Source organism: Jejubacter calystegiae (assembly GCF_005671395.1).
Taxonomy (GTDB): domain Bacteria; phylum Pseudomonadota; class Gammaproteobacteria; order Enterobacterales; family Enterobacteriaceae; genus Jejubacter; species Jejubacter calystegiae.
Map to the genome: position 1 here is coordinate 3,717,051 of NZ_CP040428.1, position 26,578 is coordinate 3,743,628.

The window sequence follows — 26,578 nt, forward strand, 5'->3', positions numbered from 1 at the left end:
CCCACACAGCATTTTGACAGGAGTGACTTATGGAGCGACGTACCTTATTACAGGCCATGGCCTTATCCGTCCCGCTGTTCGCCATGGGATTCAGCGTCAGCGTCCGGGCCGCTGACACCATTAAGGTGGGCATCATGCATTCGCTGTCCGGCACCATGGCTATCTCTGAAACGCCGTTGAAAGAAGTAGCGCTGATGACCATCGACCAGATTAACGCCCGCGGCGGCGTGCTGGGCAAAAAGCTGGAGCCGGTGGTGGTGGATCCCGCCTCGAACTGGCCGCTGTTTGCGGAAAAAGCGCGCCAGTTGCTGAGTCAGGACAAGGTGGCGGCGGTGTTCGGCTGCTGGACTTCGGTATCGCGTAAGTCGGTACTGCCGGTATTCGAAGAGCTGAACGGGTTGCTGTTCTACCCGGTGCAGTACGAAGGGGAAGAGATGTCGCCGAACGTCTTCTATACCGGCGCGGCGCCTAACCAGCAGGCGATTCCGGCGGTGGAGTATCTGATGAGTGAAGACGGCGGCGGCGCACGGCGCTTCTTCCTGTTGGGCACCGACTACGTTTATCCGCGTACCACCAACAAGATTCTGCGCGCCTTCCTGCATGCCAAAGGGGTGCAGGATAACGACATCCGGGAGGTTTACACCCCCTTTGGCTACAGCGACTACCAGACCATTGTGGCCAACATTAAGAAGTTCGCTGCGGGCGGTAATACCGCGGTTATCTCCACCATTAACGGCGATTCCAACGTGCCGTTTTATAAAGAGCTGACTAACCAGGGGGTAAAAGCTACCGATGTGCCGGTTATCGCCTTCTCGGTGGGAGAAGAGGAGCTGCGCGGCATCGATACCCGCCCGCTGGTCGGCAATCTGGCGGCCTGGAACTACTTTGAATCGTTGGATAATCCCACCAACAAAAAGTTTGTCGCTGACTGGAAGGCCTATGCCCGCAGCCACAAACTGCCCAACGCTGACACGGTGGTCACCAACGATCCGATGGAAGCGACATACGTCGGCATTCATCTGTGGGCCCAGGCGGTGGAAAAGGCGGGAACCACCGACGTGGATAAGGTGCGGGCCGCCATGGCGGGCCAGAGCTTCCCGGCGCCATCCGGCTTTACCCTGACCATGGATGCCACCAACCACCATCTGCATAAGCCGGTGATGATTGGCGAGATAGAAAGCAACGGCCAGTTTAACCCGGTATGGGAAAGCGAACAGCCGGTGCGCGCTCAGCCGTGGAGCCCCTGGCTGCCGGGGAATAAGCAGAAGGGCGATACGCCGGTGAAAGCCGCCAGCGCGCAATAACCGACCACCGTCGGGAGGGGAACTCATGAGCATCATCAGGGTTTGGGTACGGCGATGTCTGCTGCTGACGCTATTGGCCGTAACGCCGCTGGCCGCCTGGAGTGCTACGCCGGATGCCGATGCTTTTATCGCCGCCAGCCGCAGCCAGCAGGCGCAGTTGCTGGAACGCTGGGCGGCGGCGCCGGAGCCTGCGCGTTTGCCGCTGCTCCAGGCGCTGGCCGGGGAAGTGTTGAATAAAGACGAGGCAGGGCACGCCTTCGACGATTCGGGAAAGGCGCTGGGGATGGCGATCCGGTCGGAAGGGACGCTAAAGAAGGTGCGTCTGACCAACCGGCTACGCAATCTGACGGCTGCGGCGCTGGCCAGCCATCGGCTGGTTAGTGACAATGTCACTGAAAGAAAGCGCGCCGCCACGGCGCTGATGTTCGAAGCCACACCGCAGATGGCGCCGCTACTGAACCGCCGGCTGACGCAGGAGCGCGACGGCGGCGTGCGTGAAGCGCTCCAGATGGCGCTGGCGGTGTTGCAGTTAAATGACCCCAACGCCGGGCGCCGCCTGCAGGCGGCGCAACGGCTGGGCGGTCGCGGCGATCCCCGAATGCAGGCCCGATTAACGCCGCTGACCGACCCGGCCCGGGAGCCGGTGGCTGCGGTACGCACTGCCGCGCAGCACAGCCTGGATAACATCGCCCGCCAGTTGAAGATGGGAGAGCTGCTGGGCCAGATTTTCAGCGGCCTGTCGCTGGGATCGATCCTGCTGCTGGCGGCGCTGGGGCTGGCCATTACCTATGGCCTGCTGGGAGTTATCAATATGGCCCACGGCGAGATGCTGATGCTGGGCGCTTATGCGGGCTGGATGGTACAGAATGCCTTTAGCCAGTGGGCGCCCCAGTGGCTGGCCTGGTGGCCGCTGGCTGCGCTGCCGGTGGCCTTTATGATGGCCGCGGCCATCGGCATGCTGCTGGAACGCTCGGTGATTCGTCACCTCTACGGGCGACCGCTGGAGACGCTGCTCGCCACCTGGGGCATTAGTTTGATGCTGATTCAGGGAGTGCGGATGCTGGTCGGTCCCCAGAATGTCGAAGTGGCGAACCCGGCGTGGCTTTCTGGCGGCATCCAGGTATTGCCCAATCTGATCCTGCCCTGGAACCGGCTGGCGGTACTGCTGTTCGTGCTGCTGGTACTGGGATTTACCTGGCTGATTCTGAACCGTACCCGACTGGGGCTGCATATTCGCGCCGTAACCCAGAATCGCGCCATGGCGGCCTGCTGCGGGGTACCCACCGGGCGGGTCGATATGCTGGCCTTTGGTCTGGGATCCGGCATTGCCGGGCTGGGGGGCGTGGCGTTGACCCAACTGGGTAACGTCGGTCCGGAGCTTGGCCAGGGTTATATCATCGACTCCTTCCTGGTGGTGGTACTGGGCGGGGTCGGGCAACTGGCGGGCAGCGTGGTGGCGGCCTTTAGCCTGGGGATCTTTAACAAACTGCTGGAGCCTCAGGTTGGGGCGGTACTGGGCAAAATCCTGATCCTGATGCTGGTGGTGCTGTTTATTCAGAAACGACCCCAGGGGCTGTTCGCCCTGAAAGGGAGGATAACCGAATGACGCAACCTTTAACCCTGACGCTAAGCCGCCGGGCGCCGCGTCTGACGCGCTGGCTGGCAAGCCTTGCCGTGGCCGCTCTGCTGGTGATGCCGTTTCTGGCGCTGCTTCCTGCCAGTCATCCGCTGGCGCTCTCGACATGGAGCCTGATGCTGGTGGGGAAGATCCTCTGCTACGCGGTGGTAGCTGTAGCGCTGGATCTGGTGTGGGGCTATGCCGGGCTGCTCTCCCTGGGCCACGGGCTGTTCTTCGCGCTGGGCGGTTATGCGATGGGCATGTACCTGATGCGCCAGGCGGCCGGTGACGGTCTGCCGGCCTTTATGGGCTTCCTCTCCTGGGAGAGCCTGCCCTGGTACTGGTGGGGCAGTGAACACTTCGCCTGGTCGCTGCTGATGGTGGTGCTGGTGCCGGGTCTGCTGGCGCTGGTATTTGGCATCTTTGCTTTCCGCTCGCGCATTAAAGGGGTCTATTTCTCGATAATGACTCAGGCGCTGACCTGGGCCGGAATGCTGCTGTTCTTTCGCAACGAAACCGGCTTCGGCGGCAATAACGGCTTTACCGGTTTCACCACGCTGCTGGGGGCGCCGTTGACCGCAACCTCGACCCGCATCCTGCTGTTCCTGGCGACCGTTATCCTGCTGCTGGCTTCGCTGGCGCTGGGCTTTGCCCTGGCGCGCAGCAAATTTGGCCGGGTGCTGACGGCCATGCGCGACGCGGAAGGGCGGCTGCGCTTTTGCGGCTATAACCCTTTTGGCTTCAAGCTTCTGGTCTGGACGCTGTCGGCGGTGCTCTGTGGTCTGGCTGGCGCTCTTTACGTGCCGCAGGTGGGAATTATCAATCCCGGCGAAATGTCGCCCACCAATTCGATCGAGGCGGCTATCTGGGTGGCGCTGGGCGGGCGCGGTACCCTGGTTGGGCCGGTTATTGGCGCCGGGCTGGTTAACGGCGCGAAGAGCCTGTTCACCGTCTGGATGCCGGAATACTGGCAGTTATTCCTGGGGCTGATTTTTATTCTGGTGACGCTGTTTCTGCCGCGCGGCGTGATGGGGCTGTGGCGCCGGGGAGGAAAAAACGATGACTGAACAACCGCTGCCTTATACCCGTGCGCTGGCGACGGACCGTTACCGCCGCCAGCGCGACCCGATTCTGCAACTCGATGGCATCAGCGTCAGTTTTGATGGCTTCCAGGCCCTGAATAATCTGTCGTTTGAGATCGGCGTTGGGGAATTGCGCTGCGTGATTGGGCCCAACGGTGCGGGAAAAACCACGCTGATGGATGTGATCACCGGTAAAACCCGGCCGGATCGGGGGCGCGTGCTTTACGATCAAAGCGTCGATCTGACGCAGATGGATCCGGTCGCGATCGCCCGGCGCGGCATTGGTCGCAAGTTCCAGAAGCCGACGGTGTTTGACGCGCTGACGGTGGCGGAAAATCTGGAGGTGGCCCAGAAGGGTGACAAATCGGTCTGGGCCTGCCTGCGGGCGCGTCTGAACAGCGAACAGCGCGATCGCATTGACGAAACCCTGGCGCTGCTGCGGCTGGGGGCAGAGCGCAACCGTCTGGCGGGGGCGCTCTCCCACGGCCAGAAGCAGTTTCTGGAGATCGGTATGCTGCTGGTGCAGCAGCCGCATGTGCTGCTGCTCGATGAACCGGCGGCGGGGATGAGCGATGCCGAAACGGCATGGACCGCCGAACTGTTTCGCGAGCTGGCGGGGCGCCACTCCATGATGGTGGTGGAGCACGATATGGGGTTTGTGGAAAGCATTGCCGACAGGGTCACGGTACTGCATCAGGGCCAGGTGCTGGCGGAAGGCTCGCTGGCTCAGGTTCAGGCGGATGAGCGAGTGATAAACGTCTATCTGGGGCGCTAATTATTAACGGGGAGAGCCTATGCTACAGGTGTCCGCTTTACATCAGTACTACGGCGGCAGCCATATTTTACGCGGCGTTTCACTGGAAGCGCCCATCGGTGAAATCACCTGCCTGCTGGGGCGTAATGGGGTCGGTAAAACCACGCTACTGCGCTGCCTGATGGGGCTGGTTCCCGCTCACAGCGGCTCGGTGCTGTGGCAGGGGGAGGCGATCGTCCGCCGTCGCCCGCACCAGCGGGTGCAGTCAGGTATTGCCTGGGTGCCGCAGGGGCGCGAAATTTTTCCCCGTCTGACGGTGGAAGAGAATCTGCTGATGGGGCTGGCGCGCTTTCCGGCCGCGCAGGCCAGGGAGGTGCCGGATGAGATCTGGAATCTGTTCCCGGCGCTGTTTGAAATGCGGGAACGACGCGGCGGCGATCTGTCCGGTGGTCAGCAGCAGCAGCTGGCTATCGGTCGGGCGCTGGCGACCCGGCCGCAGTTGCTGATCCTGGATGAGCCTACAGAGGGGATCCAGCCTTCGGTGATCCGCGAAATTGGCGAAGTCATTCGCCAGCTGGCAGATCGCGGCGATATGGCCATTCTGCTGGTGGAGCAGTTCTATGATTTTGCCGCAGAGCTGGCGGATCGGTATCTGGTGATGTCGCGCGGGGCCATCATTCAGCAGGGAAAGGGCGCTGATATGGAGGCTGACGGCGTACGCGCCATGGTGGCGATATAGCCTCAGCCCTGAATGTGGTACAGCGGAACGTCCAGTTGAGCCGGGTCGTCGCTTCCGGCGCTGGGGTCCATTCCCTCCCAGGGTATATGGCCGGGCATAATCATAGCATTACGTGATGCCTGCGGCTGAGGCAGGCAGGGTTCGGCCAGCGCGCTAACGGGAAGGGCGACCAGCAGCGCGGCCAGGGGCAATATACGTTTCATTGTGAACCTGACGGGAGTTACTCACTGGAGACCGGCAGGCGTGAAAAGCCTGCCGAAGGGCCATTTAGCTGTTGCAACCGTTATAACCGTAGCCGCTGTGATAGTGATTCAGCGGATAAAGATAGCGTGATTCGCCCGGCATATTGGTCACCCGATACTTATGGGGCGGTACCGAAAAGTAGTTCTTAAAGGTACGGGTTAACGTCTGCTGGGATTCGAAACCATAGCGTTCGGCCAGATAGAGAATCGGCTCATTGCTCTCTTTCAGTTTCTGCGCAATCTCGGTGAGTTTCCGGTTGCGAATATACTGACCCAGCGAATGGCCGGTTTCTTTCTTAAACATCCTCTGTAAATGCCATTTGGAGTAGCCGGAACGCTCGGAGACTTTATCGAGCGAGAGCGGGGACTCCAGGTTGTCTTCAATCCAGTCCAAAATGCTATGAATCGTGACCGCATCATTATTGCGTCTGGACATCATCTCACCTCATATAATTATACTTTTACGGCAGAATCTTCTTGAGCAGGCATTCAAGATGAACCACCTCATCCGCCGTAAGATTTCTTGTTAATTCCTGGTGCAGGCTTTGCCCTACAAGCTGATGACAACGTTCGCACAGCTCAACGCCGGCAGGCGTGAGGCGAATCAGCACGCCACGTTTGTCATTGGGATTCGGCAGACGCTCGATCCAGCCCTTGCAGGAGAGGCGAACGAGCATGCGGGTCAGGGCCCCCAGGTCTACCGATAATCTCTTCTTTAACTCCACCGGTGTGGTACTGACATCGCAGTGAATGGTGCACAGCACTTTGAACTGCGATGCAGTAATACCCAGTGGGGAAAGATAGTCATTCAGCAAGCGATCTTTATGCTGGTTAGCCAGCGTGATCAGGCGTCCTAAAGGGACGATTTGATTAAACAGATCGCTCGATTTATTCAAGATAGTTGCCCAGGCAAGTACATTAGTCACGGAAGATATTATTGCCCAGGAAAGAGTAAGTCAACTAACTTACACAAGGTGATAACACTTTCTGCTAAAGCGTTTCGTGAATATAAAAAAATATGTCTGAATATGTCTTTATAACCTGTTATTTAGGCCACAAAGCAGGCTAAAACCTTACCTTTACTGACAGATGATGGCTGGTCTGACCGGCGATTTGTCCATATACTTTGGCCGGTTCTTTGTCGGGTCGTTAATGAGGAGCGACGATGCTGGATCTGTTTAAAGCCATTAGTCTTGGCCTGGTGGTGTTATTACCGCTGGCAAACCCGTTGACTTCCGTTGCGCTGTTTCTGGGGCTGTCGGGGGGAATGAACAGCGAAGAGCGTAATCGCCAGTCGCTGATGGCCTCTGTGTATGTCTTCGCCATTATGATGGTGGCCTGGTATGCCGGTCAGCTGGTAATGAGCACCTTCGGGATTTCGATTCCAGGTCTGCGTATTGCCGGCGGGCTCATTGTGGCCTTTATCGGCTTTCGAATGCTGTTTCCGCCGCCTGCCAGCGCCAGTGGGGAAGAGCCGACCACTACAGCCAATATCGCCTTTGTCCCACTGGCTATGCCCAGCACAGCAGGGCCAGGCACTATTGCCATGATCATCAGCTCAGCCTCTACCGTGAAGCATGGTATCGATTTTCCTGACTGGGTGATTCTGGTGTCGCCGGTACTGATTTTCCTTAGCGTCAGCCTGATTCTGTGGGCCTGCCTGCGTAGCTCCGGCACTATTATGCGGCTGGTGGGAAAGGGGGGAATTGAAGCGATTTCCCGACTGATGGGCTTCCTGCTGGTCTGTATGGGCGTGCAGTTTATTATTAACGGCGTGCTGGAGATCGTCTCTCAATATCATTAATTCCGCGGGGCGTCAGGCACAATAAAAACATGGTTGTTAATATCAGGTTAAATCAAGAGAATAAAAACTATATTCTTTGCATGACCTGAGTGAGCAGTACCATGTTAAGCGTTCTGTCCGCGTCCCTGTTTGCGCGGATCCGCATTTTTCTCGGCCGCCTGAAACCCCACGCCCTGCCGGTGGCCAGCAAACATATCCTCCTCTGTTCTATTGGCGCGGGTACCGGGCTGGCGGTGACCGGCATGTTCAGCCACTGGCTGCTCGGCGGCGTCAATCTGTGGTTTATCGCGCCAATGGGTGCTTCCGCCGTATTACTGTTCGGCGTTCCGGCAAGCCCCCTGGCTCAGCCCTGGTCTATCGTTGGCGGTAATGTGCTGTCGGCGCTGATTGGCGTCTCTGTGGGGATGCTGGTGCCTGATGTGGCGCTGGCATGCGGTCTGGCGGCCGGACTGGCGATTGCTGCCATGTATTTTCTGCGCTGCCTGCATCCGCCCGGCGGCGCGGTGGCGTTAACGGCGATCCTCGGTGGGGCGGACGTTGCGCACGAAGGCTACCACTTTGTGCTGACGCCGGTGTTGCTCAATTCCCTGATGCTGGCCGTGCTGGCGATGATCTTCAACAACCTGGTAGGGCGTCGTTATCCGCATCCGCTGGCCGAAGAAGAGGTGAAGTCCCGGGGGGTGTCGCAAGGGGCATCGGTGACCCGTGAAGATATTCACGCCGCGCTGCTCGACGGTCAGTTTCTGGATATTGATGAAGATGACGTTCAGGAGCTGCTGGAGAAGATCGAGCATAAAGCGGCTATGCGCAAGGCGCAAGCACGCCGGAATTGCGAGTAGATCCCCACCGACCAGGGGCCGGTGGGAGAGGCTATCAGGAGTGGTGAGGCTGCTGTTCCAGCGTTCTGGTGGGCCAGCGGCGGAATACCACCAGTGACCAGACCAGCGCTGCCAGGGCCGGAATGGCGCCCACATAGCCGATATCGGCCATCGACAGATGCAGACTGACCTGATTCCCCAGCAGCGCGCCCGCGCCGATACCAATATTAAAGATGCCGGAAAACAGCGCCATCGCCACGTCGGTGGCATCCGGCGCCAGCGCCAGCACTTTCACCTGCATGCCAAGGCCGATCACCATCATCGCGATACCCCAGAACAGGCTCAGCGCGATCAGGCCATTGCTGCTGCCGGATACCGGATACAGCAACATCAGGCAGACCAGCAGCGTGGCGATGGCGGCGCTGACCAGGGTTGATGCATGCAGGTTGCCCAGCTTGCTGAAAATAATGCTGCCGATAATGCCGGCGCCGCCCAGAATCAGCAACAGAATGGTGGCGAACCCGGCACTGAAACCGGCGACCGTCATCACAAAGGGCTCGATGTAGCTGTAAGCGGTGTAGTGGGCGGTAACCACCACGGCCACCAGCAGATAGATGCCCACCAGCGCCGGGCGGCGGAACAGTTCCGGCAGACTCTTAAGCGAGCCGGAGTGTTCGCTGGGCAGTTTCGGCAGCAGTTTCATCAGGCTCAGCAGGGTTAACAGCGCCACCGCGCCGATGCCCAGGAAGGTGACGCGCCAGCCCAGATACTGACCCACCATGCGGCCCAGCGGCAGACCCAGCACCATGGCCAGCGCGGTACCGGTGGCGATCAGGCTCAGGGCCTGGGCGCGTTTGCCGTGTGGCGCCATACGAATGGCCAGCGAGGCGGTGATCGACCAGAAGATGGCGTGGGCGCAGGCGATACCAATGCGGCTCAGCACCAGTACCTGGAAGTTCCAGGCCAGATAAGAGAGCACATGACTGGCGATGAAGACCACGAACAACCCAATCAGCAGCCCGCGTCGTTCAAATTTTGCCGTCAGCAGCATAAACGGCAGCGACAGCAGCGCCACCACCCACGCATAGATGGTCAGCATAATGCCCACCTGGGCAGTCTGCATATTAAAACTCTGTGCAATATCCGACAGCAGGCCCACGGGCGCAAACTCCGTGGTGTTGAAGATAAACGCGGCGATGGCAAGCGTAACAACGCGCAGCCACGCGACTTTGCGGGAGACTGTGTTTACCGTCATAAAAGTGTTTTGCGCCTGTTAATTCGAAAGGAGGAAGAAAGGCGCCGATCTTAAAACCTCGCTCGGGCAAAACACAACGATTTTGTGACGAATCTCTCACTTCTTTACAATGACGACGCTCCCCCTGGCGCGGTGACTGACGGCGTGTTAATAACAGCGTAAGGGATATTCTGAGGATATAAATGATGCAGGCGATTGATTTCTGGTTGGTTGATGCGTTCAGCGACCGACCGTTTGGCGGGAATGCGGCGGCGGTTTGCCCGTTAACGGACTGGTTACCGGATGAGGTGATGTTACAGATGGCCAGACAGCATAACCAGTCGGAAACCGCCTTTCTGGTGCGTAGCGATAGCGGTTTTGAACTGCGCTGGTTCACCACCCATGCCGAAATCGACCTGTGTGGCCACGCCACCCTGGCCGCGGCTCACGTGATTTTCGAATATCTCGACTGGCCGGACACCTCGATTCGCTTCAGCACCCGCTTTGTGGGAGAGCTTCAGGTCACCCGCAATGGCGAATGGTTAACCCTGGATTTGCCTGCGCGTGACTGCAGGCCCGAAACGCCGCCCCAGGCGCTGTTACAGGCGCTGGGCATCGACCAGGCCCGCTCGGTCAGTAAAGGCAAATGCTGGCTGGTGGAGCTTTCAGGCCGTGAACAGGTGGAAGCGCTGCAGCCGGATTTCGCTTTGATGCGCCAGATTGGCGGGCTGAATAAGGTATGCGTAACGGCAGCGGACAGCGAATATGATTTTGTCAGCCGCTTCTTCAGCCCTGAAGTGACGATGCCGGAAGATCCGGTGACCGGCTCGGCCCACACCATGCTGATCCCCTGGTGGGGTGCAAAGCTGGGTAAAACCCGGATGCGGGCCCGCCAGGTGTCGGAACGGGGCGGCGATCTGCGCTGTGAATGGCTGGAGGACCGGGTCAAAATCGGCGGGCAGGCCCGAACCTATATGATGGGTAAGGTTTTTCTGTAATCTAATGCCCTGAATACTGAGCTAATTCTTAAAAAACATATGTTATCGCCTTTGGTTATTGGCCCCGTAATGGTGACACGCGAAATAATTTCACGATTAGCTGATTAACACCAAATGGCGATTTTTTTATGTGGTATACGATCTTTTCCGGGCTGATTTGCGGCGCGCTGCTGGGGTTTGTGATGCAGCGCGGTCGTTTCTGCCTGACCGGCGGTTTTCGCGATATGTACATCGCGAAGAATAACCGCATCTTCTATGCGCTGCTGATAGCGATAGCCGTGCAGAGCATCGGGGTGTTTACCCTGATCGCCGGTGGCTGGTTGAGCTATGACGCAGGCGCTTTCCCCTGGTTTGGCACCGTCTTCGGCGGTTATGTCTTCGGCATCGGTATTGTGATGGCGGGCGGCTGTGCTACCGGCACCTGGTATCGCGCCGGCGAAGGGCTGCTGGGTAGCTGGATTGCGCTGTTCGCCTATATGCTGACCAGCGCGGCGATGCGTTCGGCGCATATGACCGACTTTAACCATCAGGTCAAAGGGCTCAGCACCGCCCATAACTCCATCGCCGAGACCCTGGGTATATCGGTATGGCCGTTGATTGCGCTGCTGCTGGTGGTAACCCTGGCGGTGGTGGCGAAAGAGCTGCGTAAGCCGAAGCTGAAAATGGCCATGCTGCCGCCGAAGCGTAGCGGTCTGGCGCATTTGCTGTTTGAAAAGCGCTGGCATCCCTTTATTACGGCGATCCTGATTGGCCTGATCGCCACCCTGGCCTGGCCCCTGAGCGAAGCCACCGGCCGCCACTTTGGGTTGGGGATCACCTCTCCCAGCGCCAATATTATTCAGTACCTGGTCATGGGCGACAGTAAATTCCTGAACTGGGGCGTGTTCCTGGTGCTGGGGATCTTCCTGGGCTCGTTTATCGCCGCGAAAGCCAGCCGCGAATTCCGGCTGCGCGCCGCCGATGCCCGTACCTCGGTCCGCAGCTTTGGCGGCGGTATTCTGATGGGCTTCGGCGCCAGCATTGCCGGGGGCTGCTCTATTGGTAACGGTCTGGTGATGACCGCCATGATGACCTGGCAGGGCTGGGTGGGGCTGGTCTTTATGATTCTGGGCGTCTGGACCGCCTCCTGGTTCCTGTTCGTACGCCCGCAACGCAAAGCGCGTCTGCAGACCGCTTCTGCCTGATCTATTTTTAAGTAAGGAGTTACGATGACGGTTAAAAAACTCGATGTAGTCAGCCTGGTATGTCCGTTTCCGCTGATTGAAGCTAAAGCCGCCATGGCGGAGCTGCAAAGCGGCGACGAACTGGTGATTGATTTCGACTGTACCCAGGCGACAGAAAGCATCCCGCAGTGGGCGGCCGAAGAGGGGCACACTATCTCTGACTATCAGCAGGTAGGCGACGCCAGCTGGACCATCACTGTAATGAAAGGGTGACATTGTCACTTTTCGCCAGCCGGGAGGGGCGCTGCCTCGCCCGGCTTTTTTATTGCTTCACCTGCCTGAAAAAATAAAAAAACTGGAGGCAACGGTTGTATCAGATAACGCGAGAGAGTGCGCGGCAGCGCATCGCCCGCAGCCTGACTGAGGCGCTGGATAACTGGCACCGGCGAATTTATCCCGTTGAAATGGCGCAGCTCACGCCTCAGCGGCTGGAGGCTATTCCTGAATCCGATCTGATCTTTATGATCATTCGAACCCTAAGCGGCGCAGCCGTGGGCTGTGGCGCCGTGATGTTGAGGCTGGCCGGTGAGGGCGAAGTAAAACATATCTGGATCGATCCCGAGCATCGTGGCCACGGGCTGGGGGAACGGCTGCTGTCGCAACTGGAACGCCAGGCGCGGCAGGAGGGCTGTCGGCGTCTGATGTTGACAACGGTCAGTCGCCAGCACGGTGCCGTTACGCTCTATTTGCGTAACGGTTACCGCTTTATTGATGACGGCCCTAAAGCCGTGATGGAAAAGACGCTTATGACAGAGGAGACGGTGCCTGTTGCATTTTGTCCACCCAGCTAATGCGCTAAAGGCCTCAGTCGTGATATTTTTGCGCTTCGGCCTGAGATAACTGACGGATGCGCGGCGTCATTGACAGACCGTAACCAATGCATCCCAGCGTCAGCAGTATGTGAAAAATCAGCATTGCCGGGCTTTCCGGGCGGGTAAAGGCATTCAACAGGGTCTGAACTCCCACGGCAATGCCGCCGACAATCGTCCAGCGTCTTAGTCGTATCGTATTGCGCAGAACCTTGCCTGGATCTGCGAGCTTCTCTTTATTGCGAGCCATTTCATGCCTCCTGCGATTGTTGATGAAAATAGGGGGATTTTAGGGAGTGGTGAGCAGACTGTTAACTCATTTTTCCGGCAGCAGGCTGCTAAAGGCGTCAAGCTGCGGCGTTCTGGCGCCGCGTCGCCAGATAAGCCAGGTGGTTAGCGTGCGCCACGGCGTGGTGAGCGCCCAGCGCGATACCTGATGGCTGCCAGGCATGCTTTCCAGCATGCTGAGCGGCATCAGCGCCAGGCCCGCACCGGCAATCACGCAGGCCAGCATACCGTGATAGGACTCCATCTCATGGATTTTGCCAGGCATGGCGCCATCTTCATGAAACCAGCTTTCAAAATGGCGCCGGTAGGAGCAGTTAGCGCGAAAGGCATAAATGCTGGCGCCGTTAACGTCCCGGGCCCGGGTAATGGGGGGATGACCCGCCGGGGCGATAATCACCATCTCCTCATCGAACACCGCAACCCCTTCCAGCGCTGGATGGAGCAGGGGACCATCGACAAAAGCGGCGGCCAGACTGCCTTCCAGCACGCGGTCGATCATTCCCCCCGACGGACCGGTGCTGAGATCTAACTGAATGCGCGGATAGCGCTGATTAAATTCTGCCAGAATCCCCGGAATCCGCACCGCTGCGGTACTTTCCAGCGACCCCAGCGCCAGCCGGCCCTGGGGAGCGTCGCCGGCCACCACAGTACGGGCTTCGGAAACCAGTTCCAGAATCTGCCGACTGTAGGCCAGAAAGCTGTGTCCGGCGGGCGAAAGCCGCAGACGCTGGTTCTCGCGAATAAACAGCTCGGTGCCGAGATCGGCCTCCAGTTGGCGAATACGGGTGGTCAGGTTGGAGGGAACGCGGTGTACTCGCCGGGCGGCGGCGCTGATGCTGCCTTCTTCCGCTACGGCATTAAACATCTCAAGCTGGGTAAGGTCCATGAGCTTTCTCATATCGTGAATGGCTGACTTAATATTATTCAGTTTTATCAACTGTCATGCAATGGCATGCTTAACGCCACATTTAAGAACAGAGCGCGGAGAACACAATGACGCAAGCGACTTCACCTGCAACACATGCGATTTCTATTAATCCGGCCACCGGCGAACAGATTGGCGCCTGGCCCTGGGCCGATAGCGCGGCCGTTGATAACGCCATCGCCCTGGTCCATCAGGGTTACCGCCACTGGCGCGGGGTAGCACTCGCAGAGCGAGCAGACGCCCTGCGTCGTCTGGGAGCAGCACTGCGCAATCGCGGCGAAGAGATGGCGCAAATGATGAGTGCTGAAATGGGTAAGCCTATTGCTCAGGCTCGTGGAGAAGTCAATAAATCGGCGGCCCTGTGCGACTGGTATGCTGAACAGGGACCGGCAATGCTGGGCCAGCAGCCGACCCAGGTGGAACAGAATAAAGCCGTGGTGGAGTTTCGCCCGCTGGGACCGATACTGGCGGTCATGCCCTGGAACTTTCCGCTGTGGCAGGTGCTGCGTGGCGCGGTACCGATGATACTGGCGGGGAATAGCTATCTATTGAAGCATGCGCCGTCAGTGATGGGCAGCGCCTGGCTGATTGAAGAACTGTTCCGCGATGCGCAGATTCCGACTGGGGTCTTTGCGGTGGTTAACGCCACGCCGGAAGGGGTGAGCCAGGTCATTGCCGACGATCGTATCGCGGCTGTGGCAGTGACCGGCAGCGTTCGCGCCGGTGCGGCGATTGGCGCTCAGGCCGGTGCGGCACTGAAGAAGTGCGTACTGGAACTGGGGGGCAGCGATCCCTTTATTGTCCTGAACGATGCCGATATTGATGAAGCGGTAAAAGCCGCCGTGGCGGGACGCTATCAGAATACCGGGCAGGTTTGCGCCGCCGCCAAGCGTTTTATCGTCGAACAGGGGATTGCCGAAACCTTTACCCGCAAATTTGTTGCCGAAGCGGCCCGGCTGAAGATGGGCTCCCCGCGCGATGAAGAAAACACACTGGGGCCGATGGCGCGCTACGATCTGCGTGATGAACTGCATCAGCAGGTTGAAGAGTCCATTGCTCAGGGGGCTGAACTGCTGCTGGGGGGTTATAAAGTCGAAGGTGCAGGTAACTACTATGCCCCTACGGTACTGGGTAATGTCACCGCTGATATGACCGCGTTCCGCCAGGAGCTGTTCGGCCCGGTGGCGGCCATTACCGTGGCCAGGGATGCTGAACACGCCCTTGAGCTTGCCAATGACAGCGAATTCGGGCTTTCCGCCACGCTGTATACGGGCGATGAGGCCCTGGCTAATGATATGGCCGCGCGTCTGGAGTGCGGTGGCGTGTTTATCAACGGTTACTGCGCCAGCGATGCCCGGGTGCCTTTTGGCGGGGTGAAAAAGAGCGGATTCGGGCGCGAACTGTCGCATTTTGGCCTGTATGAGTTCTGTAACGTACAGACCGTATGGAAGGATCGCCACTAATCCTGGCGTGCCATGGCACTCTCTTCACGCGGGGCGTATACTGCGCTCCGCGTTTTGCCCTTTGTCCTAAAACAAAAAGCTGGCGCTGAACGCGGCGAACAGTAGCATCGCCACGCTGCTAATCGTCACGCTAATAAAGCTCATAATTGCACCAATGATAATGAACTCCCTGATACCCCGTTTGTGCATGCCCGTCTCCAACCGATTGCCCGGTTAACTTTAGGGGAGTGCGGTTAAACGGAAGCTAAATTCCGCACAGGGGAATACGCGGGAGGAGGAGTACATGAAAAATACCGATGCGCTGTTCGAACGCCTGAGTCGTTCCCGTTTTCGCAGCCGTTTCCGCCTGGGGCCCAAAGAGCGGCAGTACTGTCTTGATAAAGGGGCGCCGGTGATTGAACGTCACGCTATCGACTTTATCGCCACCCGTCTGGCGCCAGCACAGCCGCCCAATGACGGAAAGCAGACGCCCATGCGCGGTCATCCGGTTTTTATCGCCCAGCATGCCACGGCCACCTGCTGCCGCGGCTGCCTGGCCAAATGGCACGGTATTGCCGCCGGGCAGGCGCTGAACGATGAGCAGCAGCGCTATATCCTGGCCGTTATCTGGCGCTGGCTGGTGACCCAGATGAACTGACCAGGTTATGCTGGATACCTGGTTTTAAGACGAGTAATGCCATGAAATTTGCCGACAAGCCCGCCAATGAAGAAGACCGCCTCCAGTCGCTCCATGCCTCCGGCTTGCCGGAGTCAGGGCCATCCGAACGATTCGATCGCCTGACCCGCATGGCAAAACGCATCTTCGACGTACCTGTCGCCATGCTGAATCTGGTGGATGCCGACCAGCTCTTACCGCACTCCTGCATTGGGCTGGAGCCGGAAAAGTGGGATCGCGAAACCTCGCTGTGTTCACACGTCATTCTGCAAAGTACGCCGCTTATTGTCAGCGATCTGCTGGAGGATCCCCGCTTTCACGATGCGCCTGCCATCACGCACCAGGGGTTGCGATTCTACGCCGGTTGCCCGGTGCATATGCCGGATGGTTTTGCGGTAGGGGCGCTGTGCATCAGCGATACTCGTCCACGCCTGCTTTCAGAAGATGAGGTGGCGGTGCTACAGGATCTGGCCGCTATTGTGGAAGACAGCTTTGCGGTACTGACAGAGGCGCGCCTGGACCAACTGACCGGGCTTGCCAATCGCCGCGGTTTTGATGTGCTGGCCTCCTATGCGCTGGCAGGGGCAAGGCGCCGCGAAAAGCCAGCCTGCCTGTGCTTTATCGATCTCGACGGTTTTAAGATTATCAACGACACCTGGGGTCATGAAGCAGGCGACCGGGCGCTTGGCGTGATGTCAGGGTTAATGAAGCAGTGCTTTCGCGAAGATGATGTCATCGGCCGTCGCGGTGGCGATGAGTTCAGCATTCTGTTTACCGACAGTTCGCTTTCCGGCGCCTCCCGGGCGATGGAGGTACTGCAACACAAGGTCAGCCTGTATAACGAAACCAGCGGCCAGCCCTGGCAACTGCATTTCTCGTGGGGGATGGCGCAGTACGATCCGCTACGTCACTCTTCGCTGCGCTCGCTGCTCCAGCTGGCGGACAGGCGTATGTACCAGATGAAGAAGTCGCGTCAGCAGGCCCGTTAGTTCAGTCCGGGTCACAGTTTTTATAAATAAAATTGAAAATATCAACTCACCTTGATCGAAACGGGGTTTCAGATAATCCTTGTTTGCTACTTTTCCTGTCAGGTTGTTGACAAGTGCCTTTTCAGGCCTTTTATCTGGTAAGGAATCTGATTGTGAAATCTCTGAATCGTCGTGATTTTCCCGGCGCCAGCTATCCTGAGCGCATTATTCAGTTCGGGGAAGGCAACTTCCTGCGCGCCTTTGTTGACTGGCAGATCGATCTGCTGAATGAACATACCGATCTTAACGCCGGTGTGACGATTGTCCGCCCCATCGACAGCGATTTCCCCCCCTCGCTCAGTGAACAGGATGGCCTCTACACCACGCTGATTCGCGGTCTGAACGAGCAGGGGGAAGCCGTGAGCGATGCGCGCCTGATCCGCTCGGTTAACCGTGAAATCAATGTTTATCGTCAGTACGACGAATACCTGAAGCTGGCTCATAATCCTGATATCCGCTTTGTGTTTTCTAACACCACCGAAGCGGGCATCAGCTACCATGCGGGCGATCGCTTTGAAGATGCTCCGGCGGTGAGCTTCCCGGCCAAACTGACCCGCCTGCTGTTTGAGCGCTACAGCCACTTCGACGGCGCTCAGGACAAAGGGTGGGTTATGATTCCCTGCGAGCTGATTGACTACAACGGCGATGCGCTGCGTGAACTGGTCTTACGCTACGCCCGGGAGTGGAGCCTGGCGGAAGGCTTTATCCGGTGGCTGAATGACGCCAACACTTTCTGCTCTACGCTGGTGGACCGGATCGTGACCGGCTATCCGCGCGATGAAGCAGAGCAGATTGAGCAGCAGCTTGGCTATCGCGATACTTTCCTGGATACCGCCGAACATTTCTACCTGTTTGTGATTCAGGGGCCGAAGTCGCTGGCTCAGGAGCTACGGCTCGATAAACTGGCGCTTAACGTCCTGATCGTCGACGATATTAAGCCTTACAAGGCCCGTAAGGTGGCGATTCTCAACGGTGCGCATACCGCGCTGGTGCCGGTGGCCTTTATGGCCGGTCTGGATACCGTGGGCGAAGCGATGAGCGATGCACAGATCTGCGCCTTTGTGGAAAAGGCGATACGCGATGAAATTATTCCGGTGCTGGATCTCCCTAAAGAGGAGCTGCTGTCGTTCGCCCAGGCGGTAACAGGGCGCTTTCGCAACCCCTATATTCGCCATCAGTTGCTTTCCATTGCCCTGAACGGTATGACCAAGTTCCGCACCCGCATTCTGCCGCAGCTGCTGGCGGCGCAGCAGGCTAACGGTAAACTTCCGGCGCGGCTGACCTTCGCGCTGGCGGCGCTGATTGCCTTCTACCAGGGTGAGCGGGGCGGTGAAAGCTATCCGCTGCAGGATGACGCCCACTGGCTGGAACGCTACGGTCAGTGGTGGCCCGCTTACCGCGACGGTCAGTTGAGCGTCTGCTCGCTGGTGGAGCAGGTCCTGGGCGATGAAGCGCACTGGGAATGCTGTCTGCTGACCGTTCCCGGGCTGGTGGATCAGGTCACCGCCTTCCTGGAGGCGATTCTCAGCAAAGGGATGCGCGATGCGGTAGCGCCGCTGTGCTGAACTGACTGAGCGAGAACATCATTAAAGGCCATGGCGATTTGCCGTGGCCTTTTTAGTCTGGAACGCATATTAGTTACAACATACTTTTGATTTCACCATTCATTGCCGCAGAACATCAGCGTCGAGCACAGCTTAGTCTGGCAAGTAAGGAGAGACGCGTTCCACGCTGTCGTAGCGCGCTCTGGCCGCCCGAAAATCGTCGACAGAGGCGATAATCCACTGCCATAGCGGCATCATGCGGATCAGCATCTCTTTTCCCTGTTCGGTCACGGTGTAGACCACGCGGGGACTTTTCTCCTGATAATCGTGCCGTGAAATCAGCCCGTCACGCTCCAGCTGGCGTAACGTGCGCGTCAGCATTCTTTGGGTCACGCCGTTAAGATTGCGGCGTATTTCGGCATGGCGCATAGGGCCGCGGGTGCCCAGCAGATGCACGACACCCAGCGACCAGCGGTTCCCTGCATGGGTCAGAATTTCCCGCTTCAGGCCGTCATCATCGTCGCTTAACTGTTCACATAATACTTTTGATAGTTGCAGTATGGCTTCTCGATCCTGCTCCATTTCACCCCCGGTATCATCGGTGTGCCTTATTGAATCCAGCCGTTATCCGATGTCAGTCTATACCCAACACAAGGGGGAGAGTATGACGCATCTAATCGAAAAACCGACACAAAGGATTTTAGTTCTGGGCGCAGGGGAGCTTGGGATCCAGGTCTTGCGGGCGATGAGCCAACAGGCGCGCCGCCATTCGCAGACGCAGATCAGCGTTTTACTGCGGCCGGATGCGACCAGTGCCGTCTCCGGTGCGCGAAAAACCCGGCTGGATGAACTGACGGCAGCGGGAATCCACGTGATAGAAGGCGATTTACAGAATCAGACCGTCGATGAACTGAGCCAGCTATTTCGCCCGTTTGACGCGGTAATTAACTGTAGCGGCTTTGTCGGCGGCCCCGGAACGCAAATCAAAATCACCCGGGCGGTACTCAACGCAGGTGTCGCTCGCTACTTCCCGTGGCAGTTCGGCGTTGACTATGACGTGGTGGGGAAAGGAAGTGGTCAACAGGTATGGGATGAACAGTTGGAGGTCCGCCTGCTATTACGCGCCCAGCGTGAAATGGAGTGGGTGATTGTATCGACCGGCATTTTTACCAGTTACCTGTTCGAGCCCGGGTTCGGCGTGGTGAATGAAAAAGCGCGGACGGTCTATGGCCTGGGAAACTGGCAGTATGCGGTGACGCTGACCACGCCCGAAGACATTGGCATGCTGACTGCGGAGATCTTTTTCCATCAACCGCGCTTTCGTGACCAGGTGGTTTATATCGCGGGCGATACCCTGACCTATGGCGAAATTGCCGATTTAATGCAGTCTCACTGGGGCGGTGAGATCCACAGAGAATTACTGGATAAAGCGCGGCTGGTAAACGATGTCCGCCATCACCCGGAGAGCGTGGCGGCAAAATATCGGCTGGCCTTTGGGCGCAGTGACGGTGTGGCATGGAATAAAGCCGATACCTTTAATGCCCGGCAGGGAATCAACACCATGACGGCCAGAGAATGGCTGGCCGAAAATGGTGTGGGTTAAGCGTTTCAGGCGGTCTGGTACGGCCGGGCCGCAGTTAGTGAATGTGACTGTCTAAAAAGGCGCGAATAACCGGAATGATCTCCTGTCCGTGGGTCTCCAGCGCAAAATGCCCGGTATCGTAAAAGCGAATATCGGCATCGGGAATATCCCGTTTCCAGGCTTTGGCACCGGCAGGCAGAAACCAGGGATCGTTCTGGCCCCAGACCGCAAGAAGAGGCGGCTGCGTCTCACGAAACCAGGCCTGGAACAGAGGGTAACTCTGTATGTTAGTCGCATAATCAAGCACCAGATCCAGCTGAATCCCGGCATTTCCCGGTCGCGATACCTGCATACTTTCCAGCGTATAACTGTCCGGCGGTACAAGGCTGGGGTCTGGTACGCCTTCCAGATACTGCCATTGCAAGCACCAGAGCGGGTGATTGATATCCTGTAAGGCCATGGTCGGCTGCTATGGCCTTTGGCATTGAAGTCGTAGTTACAACATTCTTTTGAATTGATTACAATATCGCTGCTACCAGCGTTGTGCAGAAGTTGGTTTAGCAGGAAGGGGGGAGGGGCCGTTAAGAGCGAAAAGCGAACCCTCATGAGTAATATCTGGTCGACCTCAACCAAACGCCGGAGCACATAATTAGCAACGATACCCACATCTGCATTGCACTTAGTTTTGAGTTCGATGATTCTTTTTGGGATGACAGGTTTACGGGTACGGTTAACAGTCTTGCCGCTGTATCCCGCTCGAATAGCCAGTCACTTGTGTAGGGTTTAAATCGACGAGGTACTCGCGACTGGAGATTTCTTGTTTGTCAGTGATGCCATTGTTCTTTATAAGGAAGGTGATGAGTGGAAGATATATTTTTTATGATGAGCTGGATTAAAGAACATCATGTGGTGTCATTAACTTTTGGAGTTTTATCTGCAATTTTATGGATTAAATCTGCCACAGCAAAAGTTGAGCTAGGCAAAAAAATTGTCATGGTCACATATGAAGATCCCGAACTTAATGTAAATCTCCATGATTTCTTCGCCACCGCGCGGCTTCAATCTAAGTATAATTCATTTGCGGCATTGTCTGCGGCTGCAACAGCGCTATTCCAGATTTTTGGTTTGTAATTCTGACCTGCCCCATTGATTAATACCCGGTGGGGTTGGCCATGTCCGCTGCTGGCACGGAGCGGACAGAACGCCGGATCGCCAGGGGCGTAATGAGCGAGGATTTTCTAACGAGACTGCCCAAGTTCGCTGTCCTTTTGCCGCCAATGACCGCCCGCCTGATTTCAACGTAACCCCCCGGATCGGTCCAAATTTCGCCGCCTGACGAAGTATCTCTTGCCCGCGCTGTCACAATCGCAATCATGATTCACTCTGGAGGTTAAAAATGATTGCTGTGATATTTGAAGCCCGGGCATTGCCCGCACACCAGACCCGTTACCTGCAACTGGCCGCCGAACTTAAGCCGCTGCTGGCTGATGTCGATGGTTTTATCGCCATTGAGCGTTTTCAGAGCCTGAGCGAGCCGGATAAGATTCTGTCGCTCTCCTGGTGGCGGGATGAAGAGGTGGTCCGGGTCTGGCACTGCAATGCCCGGCATCAGGCCGCGCAGCGTGAAGGGCAGACCTCGATTTTTAGCTGGTATCGGGTGCGGGTGGCACAGGTTATGCGGGAGCGAGGATCGGATAATGGATAGGCATCGCATATACTTACCGTTAACCCGAACTCCGGAGCAATGAGATGACCCTGTTAACCGCCCCGGAAACCCGACAAGAAAACGATGCCCTGGAAATAGCCGTTTCCACAGTGGCGGCGGCAATGGCGGATCCTTCCCGGGTCCGCATGCTGTGCGCGCTGATGGATGGTCGTGCCTGGACCGCTACCGAACTTAGCGCGGTGGCCGATATTGCGCCGTCAACCGCCAGTGCCCATCTGGCAAAGCTGATGAATGGCCGGTTGATTCTCTGCCTGTCTCAGGGGCGTCACCGCTACTATCGACTGACTGGTAGCGAAGTGGCGGGGCTGATTGAAAATATGATGGGCGTCTCCTGGCAGCGTTTTCAAATGCCGGAAACCCGTACCCCGTCCCGACTGCGCCAGGCCCGTACCTGCTATGACCACCTGGCAGGAGAAGCGGCGGTGGCTATTTACCGCTATATGGAACAGGCGGCGTGGATCGACGCTCAGGGCAGCGCGCTAACGGAAGAGGGCAAGCGCCAGTTTCAACGGCTGGGTGTGATGCTTGATCCTCAGACTCGTCGCAAACCCTGTGCTGCCTGTCTGGACTGGAGCGAAAGACGTTTTCACCTGGGGGGCGATGCCGGTGCCGCGCTGCTGCTGATGCTGGAACAGAAAGGCTGGATAACCCGCACTCAAGGCTATCGCGAAGTGACTATCACCCGGGAGGGCGCATCGGCTCTGCGGCGTCTGTTCCGGGTTGAACTGTGCGGAGACTGATATGAAGCAATATAGCGCAGGATGTCTGTGCGGTGCCGTGCGTCTTAGCGCCGTGGGGCAGCCTGACCGGGTTGGGCTATGCCACTGTCTGGACTGCCGTAAATACCATGGCTCGCTGTTTCACGCTTCGGCCATCTTCCCTGAACAGGCCGTCGCCATTGAGGGCGATACCCGGGAATGGCGGGGGCGCCACTTTTGCCCCATCTGTGGTTCCGCTGTTTATCAGATAACCGATAATGAAATTGAAGTGAATCTTGGTGCGCTGGATGAATCGAACCAACTAATGCCGACCTATGAGCTCTGGATCATACGGCGCGAAGCCTGGCTACCGCCGTTTCCCGTGGCGCATCACTATCTTCGCGATCGGGAATCGGATAGTGGTAACGATAATTAACTATTAATAATAAAAGTAGTTATATAAAAATTTATACCTGTTCCAGAAGTCGATCGTTAAGCGTGCTATGGCCGTTTCAGGAAGAGTCAGGCATTGATTATCAAATAACGTTTACCTGCTGGCAGAAGCAGGAAATGCCTATTATGCTTACCCAGGAAATAAGGCGTTGGCCACAGAAAAACACTCCCCTTAAGCGACAAGCTGTCCTGGTGGTAATGGGGCAGGGGGCGGGTTTATATTGTATATCCACTCAGGTTGAGGGGATATTTCTTTGTCAACCCATCATATTAAAAGGTGCTTTTATGGCAATAACGAAAGTTGAAGTTTGTCTCTCAGAGGATGATGCGGTTCAGGTTATTCGTTCTATGGATAGAATGCAGGGGGTTAAAGAACACAGGCTAAATTTTCAGTACCCGGAACATTGGTTTGCACCTGTTACTCTTTCTCCATTCGCACAGCAAATAGAACAAGAAACAATCTCCTGGATGCAGGGGATTGGTTTAATCAAAGACAAAAAAACGTTATCACTCGTACGGGCCATGGAACCAGGATTTTTCGCAGGGTTTTCATATTCGATGGCACCGTATGACCATGCTCTTTTGTTCTGCAAATGTGTGACGATGTGGCTGTTATGGGATGATGAGCGGGTTGAGATTGCAAAAACGTATGAGGAAATTGAAGCTCCGGTTAAAGCATTATATGGCGATCAAATCCCCACTCATCAGATGAATGATCCCTATGTGCAAGGGTTTAAGCACCTTGGAGACGAACATGAACGCCTTGGGGCAAGCAAGCACTGGCGCAAGCGCTTCGCCGCGAGTATGGCTGAATGGGGTTCACATGCGATTTACGAAGAAGTATTGAGGCGAAATAATGAAAGCGATGATCGCAGGAGCCTGGAAGAAGCGATACAACTTCGGGCCCTGACTACTGGATTTACACCTACCACAATTCCGGTTGAACAAATTGCCGGCCTTGAGTTGCCGGATGAACTTTTAGAGAGTGAAGATTATAAATCAATCCTTGATTGCGCCGCGAAAATTTGCCTTATTGTTAATGATGTGGTAGGAGTTCCAAAAGATATTTGTAACGATCAAATTAAGTCAAATGTCATTCTTTACTACATGAATGCTAACAATGTATCGCTGTTCGATGCCTATAATCTTGCGATAAAGATTCATGACGATGCCGTTAATACCTATGACAAGTTAGTCGCAAATCTTTTGAAATCTTTTCCACCGGAAAACCGCGCAGGGATAAATAATTTCTTTAACTTAATTAGATACCTGGAAACGGGCTTTGGAATCTGGCAGGAGAAATGTATTCGTTATCAACAGAGCGTTGCTGCACAAATGAATCAGTCATATCGAATTGCAATTACCAGAAGGTTGGCGTGATGAATAGCTTTTCTCGACCTTATGTCATTTGACAAAAGACCTTCCTTTGAATGTTGTCTTTCTCAATGAGCACTATCTATGTCGTCTTTGCGAAGGAGTTACTATGTCTGTCATAGAAGTCATTTTAGTCGATGATTTTGACCGCCCCACAGGAAAAACAGAAAAGCTGGAAGCCCATAAAAAAGGGTTATTGCATCGCGCGGTAACCGTTTACGTCTTCAATTCCCGGTATGAATTACTGCTGCAGCGTCGCGCAATAAAAAAGTATCACTGTGGGGGCTTATGGAGCAACACGTGCTGTAGCCACCCTTATCCACAGGAACCAACCCAGGACGCTGCCGAGCGCCGGTTACGCGAAGAGATGGGGCTGGATATGACGTTAACTCCGGTATTCGAACTAAAATATCATTTGCCCCTCAGTAATGGCCTGATTGAGCATGAATATGGCCATGTCTTTTTTGCTATCAGCGACGAGAAGCCGGAACTTAATCCGGAAGAGGCCGATGCGTGGTGTTATCGCTCCATTCAACAGATAGAACGTGATATGAAGGATAATCCATCTCTTTATACGCCCTGGTTCCTCCATACCTTTCCGCGTATTCCTGAGCAGTTCAATGATTTTCGTATGGACATCTGAACATTCCTCACCAGCCTTAGTTATCAGCATTACGTAAAAAAGCCCGACAACCAGGAGGTTGACGAGCTTTGTTCAAAAGGCGCTGACTTCCAGTCGGGAGTACTTCCCTTAACCGTCGCTCGACAGGGCGCTAAGCTGCAGACGCTTGCGGCGCTTACGACGGTAAAGGTGATCCATAATCTCGGCGCGGGACTCGATAGCCGGTGGCGATCCTTCCAGCGGCTGACAGGCGCTCTCTTTACTCAGACGCACCGCAATCAGCCCCACCAGGGCGCCAAACATCAGGTATCCGGCCGGAGCCAGCGGATTGCCGGTGGCATTGACCAGCCAGGCGCTGAGCAGCGGGGCGGTGCCGCCAAACAGCGAGGTGGAAAGATTATAGGCGATAGCCAGCCCGCCATAGCGTACCGCGGTGGGGAACAGCGCCGGTAGCGTAGAGGCCACGGTACTCAGGAAGCAGGTCAGCAGCAGCCCCATCACCAGCATGCCAAGGAAGGTCAACGCCAGGTTCTGGCTGCCCAGGGCGTAGAAACAGGGCAGCGTCAGCACCAGAAAGCCGACGCAGCCCATGGTCCACAGCGGCTTGCGGCCAATCTTATCGGAAAGCGCGCCCATAAACGGCAGCACCGCCATCATACAGAGCATCGCCACCACCACGATGGTCAGCCCTTCCAGTTCGCTCAGCCCCAGCACCACATTCAGATAGCCGGGCATCCAGGTCAGCAGCATGTAGTCGGCCAGGTTCAGGATAAACACCATGCCGATACACAGCAGGAAGGCCCGCAGATGGTGGGTGACTATCTCCTGCCACTGCTGGCGCATGCCCGGGGGCGGCGCGCTGTTTTCCATATGTTTGGCGAAAGCCGGGGTCTCTTCCAGCCGCAGACGCAGCCAGACGCCAATCAGCCCCAGCGGTCCGGCGACCAGGAAGGGCACCCGCCAGCCCCATTCGCGCATCGCTTCATTGCCCAACATCAGCGTCATGGCGGTGACCAGGGCTGCAGAGAAGATCAGTCCCAGCAGGGTGCCTACCTCCAGCCAGCTACCCAGTCGTCCGCGTTTGCGATCCGGGGCATATTCGGCAATAAAGGTGGCGGCGCCGCCATATTCACCGCCGGTGGAAAAGCCCTGAATCCCCCGCGCCACAATCAGCAGCACCGGTGCCCACAGGCCAATGCTGGCGTAGCTCGGGATAAGACCGATAGCGAAGGTGCCCAGCGCCATCATAATCATGGTCAGGGCCAGAACCCGTTTGCGGCCGATACGGTCGCCGAGCGGGCCGAAGAACATGCCGCCCAGCGGGCGAATCAGAAAGGCGACCGCAAAAGCGGCATAGGTGGAAAGCAACTGGGCTCCGGGGCTGACTTCCGGAAAGAAGACCATCCCCAGGGTCACGGCCAGGTAGCCGTAGATGCCGAAATCAAACCACTCCATGGCGTTACCCAGCGAAGCCGCCGCTACGGCGCGCTTCATCAGGGATTTATCGATGATAGTCACTTCAGGAACGGCGTCAGTGTGTTGAAGGTGTGCAGGTGATGCATTGGTATTCATTATTTTTCTCCATGATCTGTCCG

General features: G+C 56.8%; 31 protein-coding genes and 1 pseudogene. 22 read left to right on the plus strand and 10 right to left on the minus strand.

What is annotated here, in order from left to right:
- Nucleotides 1–29 precede the first annotated feature (29 nt).
- Genes urtA through urtE form a run of 5 tightly spaced genes read left to right on the plus strand, consistent with a single transcriptional unit; the run spans nt 30 to nt 5,497 of the window.
- Nucleotides 30–1,304, plus strand: coding sequence for an urea ABC transporter substrate-binding protein (gene urtA / locus FEM41_RS17125; protein WP_138097405.1), 1,275 nt, complete (start codon nt 30–32; stop codon nt 1,302–1,304).
- Between the two features lie 25 nt (nt 1,305–1,329).
- Entirely contained in the window at nt 1,330–2,910 is a 1,581-nt protein-coding gene (gene urtB, locus FEM41_RS17130; protein WP_138097406.1) for an urea ABC transporter permease subunit UrtB, read from the plus strand.
- A complete protein-coding gene (gene urtC, locus FEM41_RS17135; protein ID WP_138097407.1) occupies nt 2,907–3,989 on the plus strand; it encodes an urea ABC transporter permease subunit UrtC in 1,083 nt (360 codons plus the stop codon). The genes urtB and urtC overlap by 4 nt, the downstream gene beginning before the upstream one ends.
- Nucleotides 3,982–4,779: an urea ABC transporter ATP-binding protein UrtD gene (gene urtD / locus FEM41_RS17140; protein WP_138097408.1), complete on the plus strand. Its 798-nt coding sequence runs from the start codon at nt 3,982–3,984 to the stop codon at nt 4,777–4,779. The genes urtC and urtD overlap by 8 nt, the downstream gene beginning before the upstream one ends.
- A 19-nt stretch (nt 4,780–4,798) precedes the next feature.
- Nucleotides 4,799–5,497, plus strand: a complete 699-nt coding sequence (urtE, locus tag FEM41_RS17145) for an urea ABC transporter ATP-binding subunit UrtE (protein WP_138097409.1) — start codon at nt 4,799–4,801, stop codon at nt 5,495–5,497.
- Nucleotides 5,498–5,499: 2 nt separating this feature from the next.
- Here the strand turns inward: urtE and FEM41_RS17150 are convergent, their stop codons facing one another.
- From FEM41_RS17150 to marR, 3 genes are all read right to left on the minus strand, one after another.
- The gene (locus FEM41_RS17150) at nt 5,500–5,700 is read right to left on the minus strand and encodes a hypothetical protein (protein ID WP_138097410.1); all 201 of its coding nucleotides are present in this window, start codon (nt 5,698–5,700) and stop codon (nt 5,500–5,502) included.
- A gap of 64 nt (nt 5,701–5,764) precedes the next feature.
- Complete coding sequence (gene marA, locus FEM41_RS17155) at nt 5,765–6,175, minus strand: MDR efflux pump AcrAB transcriptional activator MarA (protein ID WP_138099237.1); 411 nt, start codon at nt 6,173–6,175, stop codon at nt 5,765–5,767.
- 25 nt (nt 6,176–6,200) lie between these two features.
- Nucleotides 6,201–6,635 (minus strand): multiple antibiotic resistance transcriptional regulator MarR, encoded by a 435-nt coding sequence (gene marR / locus FEM41_RS17160; protein ID WP_138097411.1) that lies wholly within the window; start codon nt 6,633–6,635, stop codon nt 6,201–6,203.
- Nucleotides 6,636–6,904: 269 nt separating this feature from the next.
- On the opposite strand from marR, the gene FEM41_RS17165 reads away from it, so the two are divergent.
- Together FEM41_RS17165 and FEM41_RS17170 are read left to right on the plus strand one after the other, a co-directional pair.
- On the plus strand, nt 6,905–7,543 hold the full coding sequence (locus FEM41_RS17165; protein WP_138097412.1) for a MarC family NAAT transporter: 639 nt from the start codon (nt 6,905–6,907) through the stop codon (nt 7,541–7,543).
- Between the two features lie 101 nt (nt 7,544–7,644).
- The gene (locus tag FEM41_RS17170; protein ID WP_138097413.1) at nt 7,645–8,382 is read left to right on the plus strand and encodes an HPP family protein; all 738 of its coding nucleotides are present in this window, start codon (nt 7,645–7,647) and stop codon (nt 8,380–8,382) included.
- Between the two features lie 34 nt (nt 8,383–8,416).
- On the opposite strand, the gene FEM41_RS17175 is transcribed toward FEM41_RS17170, so the two are convergent.
- Nucleotides 8,417–9,616, minus strand: coding sequence for a sugar transporter (locus FEM41_RS17175; RefSeq protein ID WP_138097414.1), 1,200 nt, complete (start codon nt 9,614–9,616; stop codon nt 8,417–8,419).
- A 185-nt stretch (nt 9,617–9,801) separates the two neighbouring features.
- On the opposite strand from FEM41_RS17175, the gene FEM41_RS17180 reads away from it, so the two are divergent.
- The 4 genes from FEM41_RS17180 to FEM41_RS17195 all read left to right on the plus strand — a co-directional run bounded on the left by FEM41_RS17180 (nt 9,802) and on the right by FEM41_RS17195 (nt 12,607).
- Complete coding sequence (locus FEM41_RS17180; RefSeq protein ID WP_138099238.1) at nt 9,802–10,593, plus strand: PhzF family phenazine biosynthesis protein; 792 nt, start codon at nt 9,802–9,804, stop codon at nt 10,591–10,593.
- A 128-nt stretch (nt 10,594–10,721) separates the two neighbouring features.
- On the plus strand, nt 10,722–11,777 hold the full coding sequence (gene tsuA, locus FEM41_RS17185) for a thiosulfate utilization transporter TsuA/YeeE (protein WP_138097415.1): 1,056 nt from the start codon (nt 10,722–10,724) through the stop codon (nt 11,775–11,777).
- Between the two features lie 24 nt (nt 11,778–11,801).
- Nucleotides 11,802–12,029, plus strand: coding sequence for a thiosulfate utilization sulfurtransferase TsuB/YeeD (gene tsuB, locus FEM41_RS17190; RefSeq protein WP_138097416.1), 228 nt, complete (start codon nt 11,802–11,804; stop codon nt 12,027–12,029).
- 95 nt (nt 12,030–12,124) lie between these two features.
- Entirely contained in the window at nt 12,125–12,607 is a 483-nt protein-coding gene (locus tag FEM41_RS17195; RefSeq protein ID WP_138097417.1) for a GNAT family N-acetyltransferase, read from the plus strand.
- A 13-nt stretch (nt 12,608–12,620) separates the two neighbouring features.
- Here FEM41_RS17195 and FEM41_RS17200 read toward each other — a convergent pair whose 3' ends face one another.
- Together FEM41_RS17200 and ptrR are read right to left on the minus strand one after the other, a co-directional pair.
- Entirely contained in the window at nt 12,621–12,875 is a 255-nt protein-coding gene (locus FEM41_RS17200) for a hypothetical protein (RefSeq protein WP_196240464.1), read from the minus strand.
- A 66-nt stretch (nt 12,876–12,941) separates the two neighbouring features.
- Nucleotides 12,942–13,799: a putrescine utilization regulator PtrR gene (gene ptrR, locus FEM41_RS17205; RefSeq protein WP_138097418.1), complete on the minus strand. Its 858-nt coding sequence runs from the start codon at nt 13,797–13,799 to the stop codon at nt 12,942–12,944.
- A 107-nt stretch (nt 13,800–13,906) separates the two neighbouring features.
- Between ptrR and sad the strand changes: the two genes are divergently transcribed.
- On the plus strand, nt 13,907–15,301 hold the full coding sequence (gene sad, locus FEM41_RS17210) for a succinate-semialdehyde dehydrogenase (RefSeq protein ID WP_138097419.1): 1,395 nt from the start codon (nt 13,907–13,909) through the stop codon (nt 15,299–15,301).
- Between the two features lie 66 nt (nt 15,302–15,367).
- On the opposite strand, the gene FEM41_RS25070 is transcribed toward sad, so the two are convergent.
- Complete coding sequence (locus FEM41_RS25070) at nt 15,368–15,490, minus strand: hypothetical protein (protein WP_277752966.1); 123 nt, start codon at nt 15,488–15,490, stop codon at nt 15,368–15,370.
- 94 nt (nt 15,491–15,584) lie between these two features.
- Between FEM41_RS25070 and FEM41_RS17215 the strand changes: the two genes are divergently transcribed.
- The 3 genes from FEM41_RS17215 to FEM41_RS17225 all read left to right on the plus strand — a co-directional run bounded on the left by FEM41_RS17215 (nt 15,585) and on the right by FEM41_RS17225 (nt 18,549).
- A complete protein-coding gene (locus FEM41_RS17215; protein ID WP_138097420.1) occupies nt 15,585–15,938 on the plus strand; it encodes a DUF4186 domain-containing protein in 354 nt (117 codons plus the stop codon).
- 41 nt (nt 15,939–15,979) lie between these two features.
- Nucleotides 15,980–16,945 (plus strand): sensor domain-containing diguanylate cyclase, encoded by a 966-nt coding sequence (locus FEM41_RS17220; protein ID WP_138097421.1) that lies wholly within the window; start codon nt 15,980–15,982, stop codon nt 16,943–16,945.
- Between the two features lie 152 nt (nt 16,946–17,097).
- Nucleotides 17,098–18,549 carry a tagaturonate reductase gene (locus FEM41_RS17225; protein ID WP_138097422.1) on the plus strand — a complete coding sequence of 484 codons (1,452 nt, stop codon included), beginning with the start codon at nt 17,098–17,100 and terminating at the stop codon, nt 18,547–18,549.
- A gap of 132 nt (nt 18,550–18,681) precedes the next feature.
- On the opposite strand, the gene FEM41_RS17230 is transcribed toward FEM41_RS17225, so the two are convergent.
- Nucleotides 18,682–19,110, minus strand: a complete 429-nt coding sequence (locus FEM41_RS17230; protein ID WP_138097423.1) for a winged helix-turn-helix transcriptional regulator — start codon at nt 19,108–19,110, stop codon at nt 18,682–18,684.
- Nucleotides 19,111–19,192: 82 nt separating this feature from the next.
- On the opposite strand from FEM41_RS17230, the gene FEM41_RS17235 reads away from it, so the two are divergent.
- Nucleotides 19,193–20,131, plus strand: coding sequence for an aromatic alcohol reductase (locus tag FEM41_RS17235; protein WP_138097424.1), 939 nt, complete (start codon nt 19,193–19,195; stop codon nt 20,129–20,131).
- A 34-nt stretch (nt 20,132–20,165) separates the two neighbouring features.
- Here the strand turns inward: FEM41_RS17235 and FEM41_RS17240 are convergent.
- Nucleotides 20,166–20,567: pseudogene (locus FEM41_RS17240) on the minus strand (alpha/beta fold hydrolase); the annotation flags it as partial.
- 404 nt (nt 20,568–20,971) lie between these two features.
- Here FEM41_RS17240 and FEM41_RS17250 point away from each other — a divergent pair.
- The 6 genes from FEM41_RS17250 to idi all read left to right on the plus strand — a co-directional run bounded on the left by FEM41_RS17250 (nt 20,972) and on the right by idi (nt 25,004).
- Nucleotides 20,972–21,241: a hypothetical protein gene (locus FEM41_RS17250; protein WP_138097425.1), complete on the plus strand. Its 270-nt coding sequence runs from the start codon at nt 20,972–20,974 to the stop codon at nt 21,239–21,241.
- 265 nt (nt 21,242–21,506) lie between these two features.
- Nucleotides 21,507–21,815 carry an antibiotic biosynthesis monooxygenase family protein gene (locus FEM41_RS17255; RefSeq protein ID WP_138097426.1) on the plus strand — a complete coding sequence of 103 codons (309 nt, stop codon included), beginning with the start codon at nt 21,507–21,509 and terminating at the stop codon, nt 21,813–21,815.
- A 44-nt stretch (nt 21,816–21,859) separates the two neighbouring features.
- Nucleotides 21,860–22,576 carry an ArsR/SmtB family transcription factor gene (locus FEM41_RS17260; protein ID WP_138097427.1) on the plus strand — a complete coding sequence of 239 codons (717 nt, stop codon included), beginning with the start codon at nt 21,860–21,862 and terminating at the stop codon, nt 22,574–22,576.
- Nucleotide 22,577: 1 nt separating this feature from the next.
- Nucleotides 22,578–22,970, plus strand: coding sequence for a GFA family protein (locus FEM41_RS17265; RefSeq protein ID WP_138097428.1), 393 nt, complete (start codon nt 22,578–22,580; stop codon nt 22,968–22,970).
- 143 nt (nt 22,971–23,113) lie between these two features.
- The gene (locus FEM41_RS17270; RefSeq protein WP_138097429.1) at nt 23,114–24,367 is read left to right on the plus strand and encodes a terpene synthase family protein; all 1,254 of its coding nucleotides are present in this window, start codon (nt 23,114–23,116) and stop codon (nt 24,365–24,367) included.
- 103 nt (nt 24,368–24,470) lie between these two features.
- A complete protein-coding gene (idi, locus tag FEM41_RS17275; RefSeq protein ID WP_138097430.1) occupies nt 24,471–25,004 on the plus strand; it encodes an isopentenyl-diphosphate Delta-isomerase in 534 nt (177 codons plus the stop codon).
- A 108-nt stretch (nt 25,005–25,112) separates the two neighbouring features.
- On the opposite strand, the gene FEM41_RS17280 is transcribed toward idi, so the two are convergent.
- Nucleotides 25,113–26,555, minus strand: a complete 1,443-nt coding sequence (locus FEM41_RS17280) for an MFS transporter (protein ID WP_138097431.1) — start codon at nt 26,553–26,555, stop codon at nt 25,113–25,115.
- Nucleotides 26,556–26,578: the final 23 nt, after the last annotated feature.

What these genes read in the sequence shown, in the direction of transcription:
- FEM41_RS17180 (WP_138099238.1), top strand. Translation starts at nt 9,802, where the DNA reads ATGCAGGCGATTGATTTCTGGTTGGTTGATGCGTTCAGCGACCGACCG.
- urtC (WP_138097407.1), top strand. Translation starts at nt 2,907, where the DNA reads ATGACGCAACCTTTAACCCTGACGCTAAGCCGCCGGGCGCCGCGTCTG.
- FEM41_RS17215 (WP_138097420.1), top strand. Translation starts at nt 15,585, where the DNA reads ATGAAAAATACCGATGCGCTGTTCGAACGCCTGAGTCGTTCCCGTTTT.
- FEM41_RS17170 (WP_138097413.1), top strand. Translation starts at nt 7,645, where the DNA reads ATGTTAAGCGTTCTGTCCGCGTCCCTGTTTGCGCGGATCCGCATTTTT.
- FEM41_RS17200 (WP_196240464.1), bottom strand. Translation starts at nt 12,875, where the DNA reads ATGGCTCGCAATAAAGAGAAGCTCGCAGATCCAGGCAAGGTTCTGCGC.
- FEM41_RS17165 (WP_138097412.1), top strand. Translation starts at nt 6,905, where the DNA reads ATGCTGGATCTGTTTAAAGCCATTAGTCTTGGCCTGGTGGTGTTATTA.
- tsuB (WP_138097416.1), top strand. Translation starts at nt 11,802, where the DNA reads ATGACGGTTAAAAAACTCGATGTAGTCAGCCTGGTATGTCCGTTTCCG.
- urtD (WP_138097408.1), top strand. Translation starts at nt 3,982, where the DNA reads ATGACTGAACAACCGCTGCCTTATACCCGTGCGCTGGCGACGGACCGT.
- FEM41_RS17255 (WP_138097426.1), top strand. Translation starts at nt 21,507, where the DNA reads ATGATTGCTGTGATATTTGAAGCCCGGGCATTGCCCGCACACCAGACC.
- FEM41_RS17235 (WP_138097424.1), top strand. Translation starts at nt 19,193, where the DNA reads ATGACGCATCTAATCGAAAAACCGACACAAAGGATTTTAGTTCTGGGC.
- FEM41_RS17220 (WP_138097421.1), top strand. Translation starts at nt 15,980, where the DNA reads ATGAAATTTGCCGACAAGCCCGCCAATGAAGAAGACCGCCTCCAGTCG.
- idi (WP_138097430.1), top strand. Translation starts at nt 24,471, where the DNA reads ATGTCTGTCATAGAAGTCATTTTAGTCGATGATTTTGACCGCCCCACA.
- FEM41_RS17230 (WP_138097423.1), bottom strand. Translation starts at nt 19,110, where the DNA reads ATGGAGCAGGATCGAGAAGCCATACTGCAACTATCAAAAGTATTATGT.
- urtE (WP_138097409.1), top strand. Translation starts at nt 4,799, where the DNA reads ATGCTACAGGTGTCCGCTTTACATCAGTACTACGGCGGCAGCCATATT.
- FEM41_RS17265 (WP_138097428.1), top strand. Translation starts at nt 22,578, where the DNA reads ATGAAGCAATATAGCGCAGGATGTCTGTGCGGTGCCGTGCGTCTTAGC.
- urtA (WP_138097405.1), top strand. Translation starts at nt 30, where the DNA reads ATGGAGCGACGTACCTTATTACAGGCCATGGCCTTATCCGTCCCGCTG.
- FEM41_RS17150 (WP_138097410.1), bottom strand. Translation starts at nt 5,700, where the DNA reads ATGAAACGTATATTGCCCCTGGCCGCGCTGCTGGTCGCCCTTCCCGTT.
- sad (WP_138097419.1), top strand. Translation starts at nt 13,907, where the DNA reads ATGACGCAAGCGACTTCACCTGCAACACATGCGATTTCTATTAATCCG.
- FEM41_RS17280 (WP_138097431.1), bottom strand. Translation starts at nt 26,555, where the DNA reads ATGAATACCAATGCATCACCTGCACACCTTCAACACACTGACGCCGTT.
- marA (WP_138099237.1), bottom strand. Translation starts at nt 6,175, where the DNA reads ATGTCCAGACGCAATAATGATGCGGTCACGATTCATAGCATTTTGGAC.
- FEM41_RS25070 (WP_277752966.1), bottom strand. Translation starts at nt 15,490, where the DNA reads ATGCACAAACGGGGTATCAGGGAGTTCATTATCATTGGTGCAATTATG.
- tsuA (WP_138097415.1), top strand. Translation starts at nt 10,722, where the DNA reads ATGTGGTATACGATCTTTTCCGGGCTGATTTGCGGCGCGCTGCTGGGG.
- urtB (WP_138097406.1), top strand. Translation starts at nt 1,330, where the DNA reads ATGAGCATCATCAGGGTTTGGGTACGGCGATGTCTGCTGCTGACGCTA.
- ptrR (WP_138097418.1), bottom strand. Translation starts at nt 13,799, where the DNA reads ATGGACCTTACCCAGCTTGAGATGTTTAATGCCGTAGCGGAAGAAGGC.
- FEM41_RS17270 (WP_138097429.1), top strand. Translation starts at nt 23,114, where the DNA reads ATGCTTACCCAGGAAATAAGGCGTTGGCCACAGAAAAACACTCCCCTT.
- FEM41_RS17175 (WP_138097414.1), bottom strand. Translation starts at nt 9,616, where the DNA reads ATGACGGTAAACACAGTCTCCCGCAAAGTCGCGTGGCTGCGCGTTGTT.
- FEM41_RS17260 (WP_138097427.1), top strand. Translation starts at nt 21,860, where the DNA reads ATGACCCTGTTAACCGCCCCGGAAACCCGACAAGAAAACGATGCCCTG.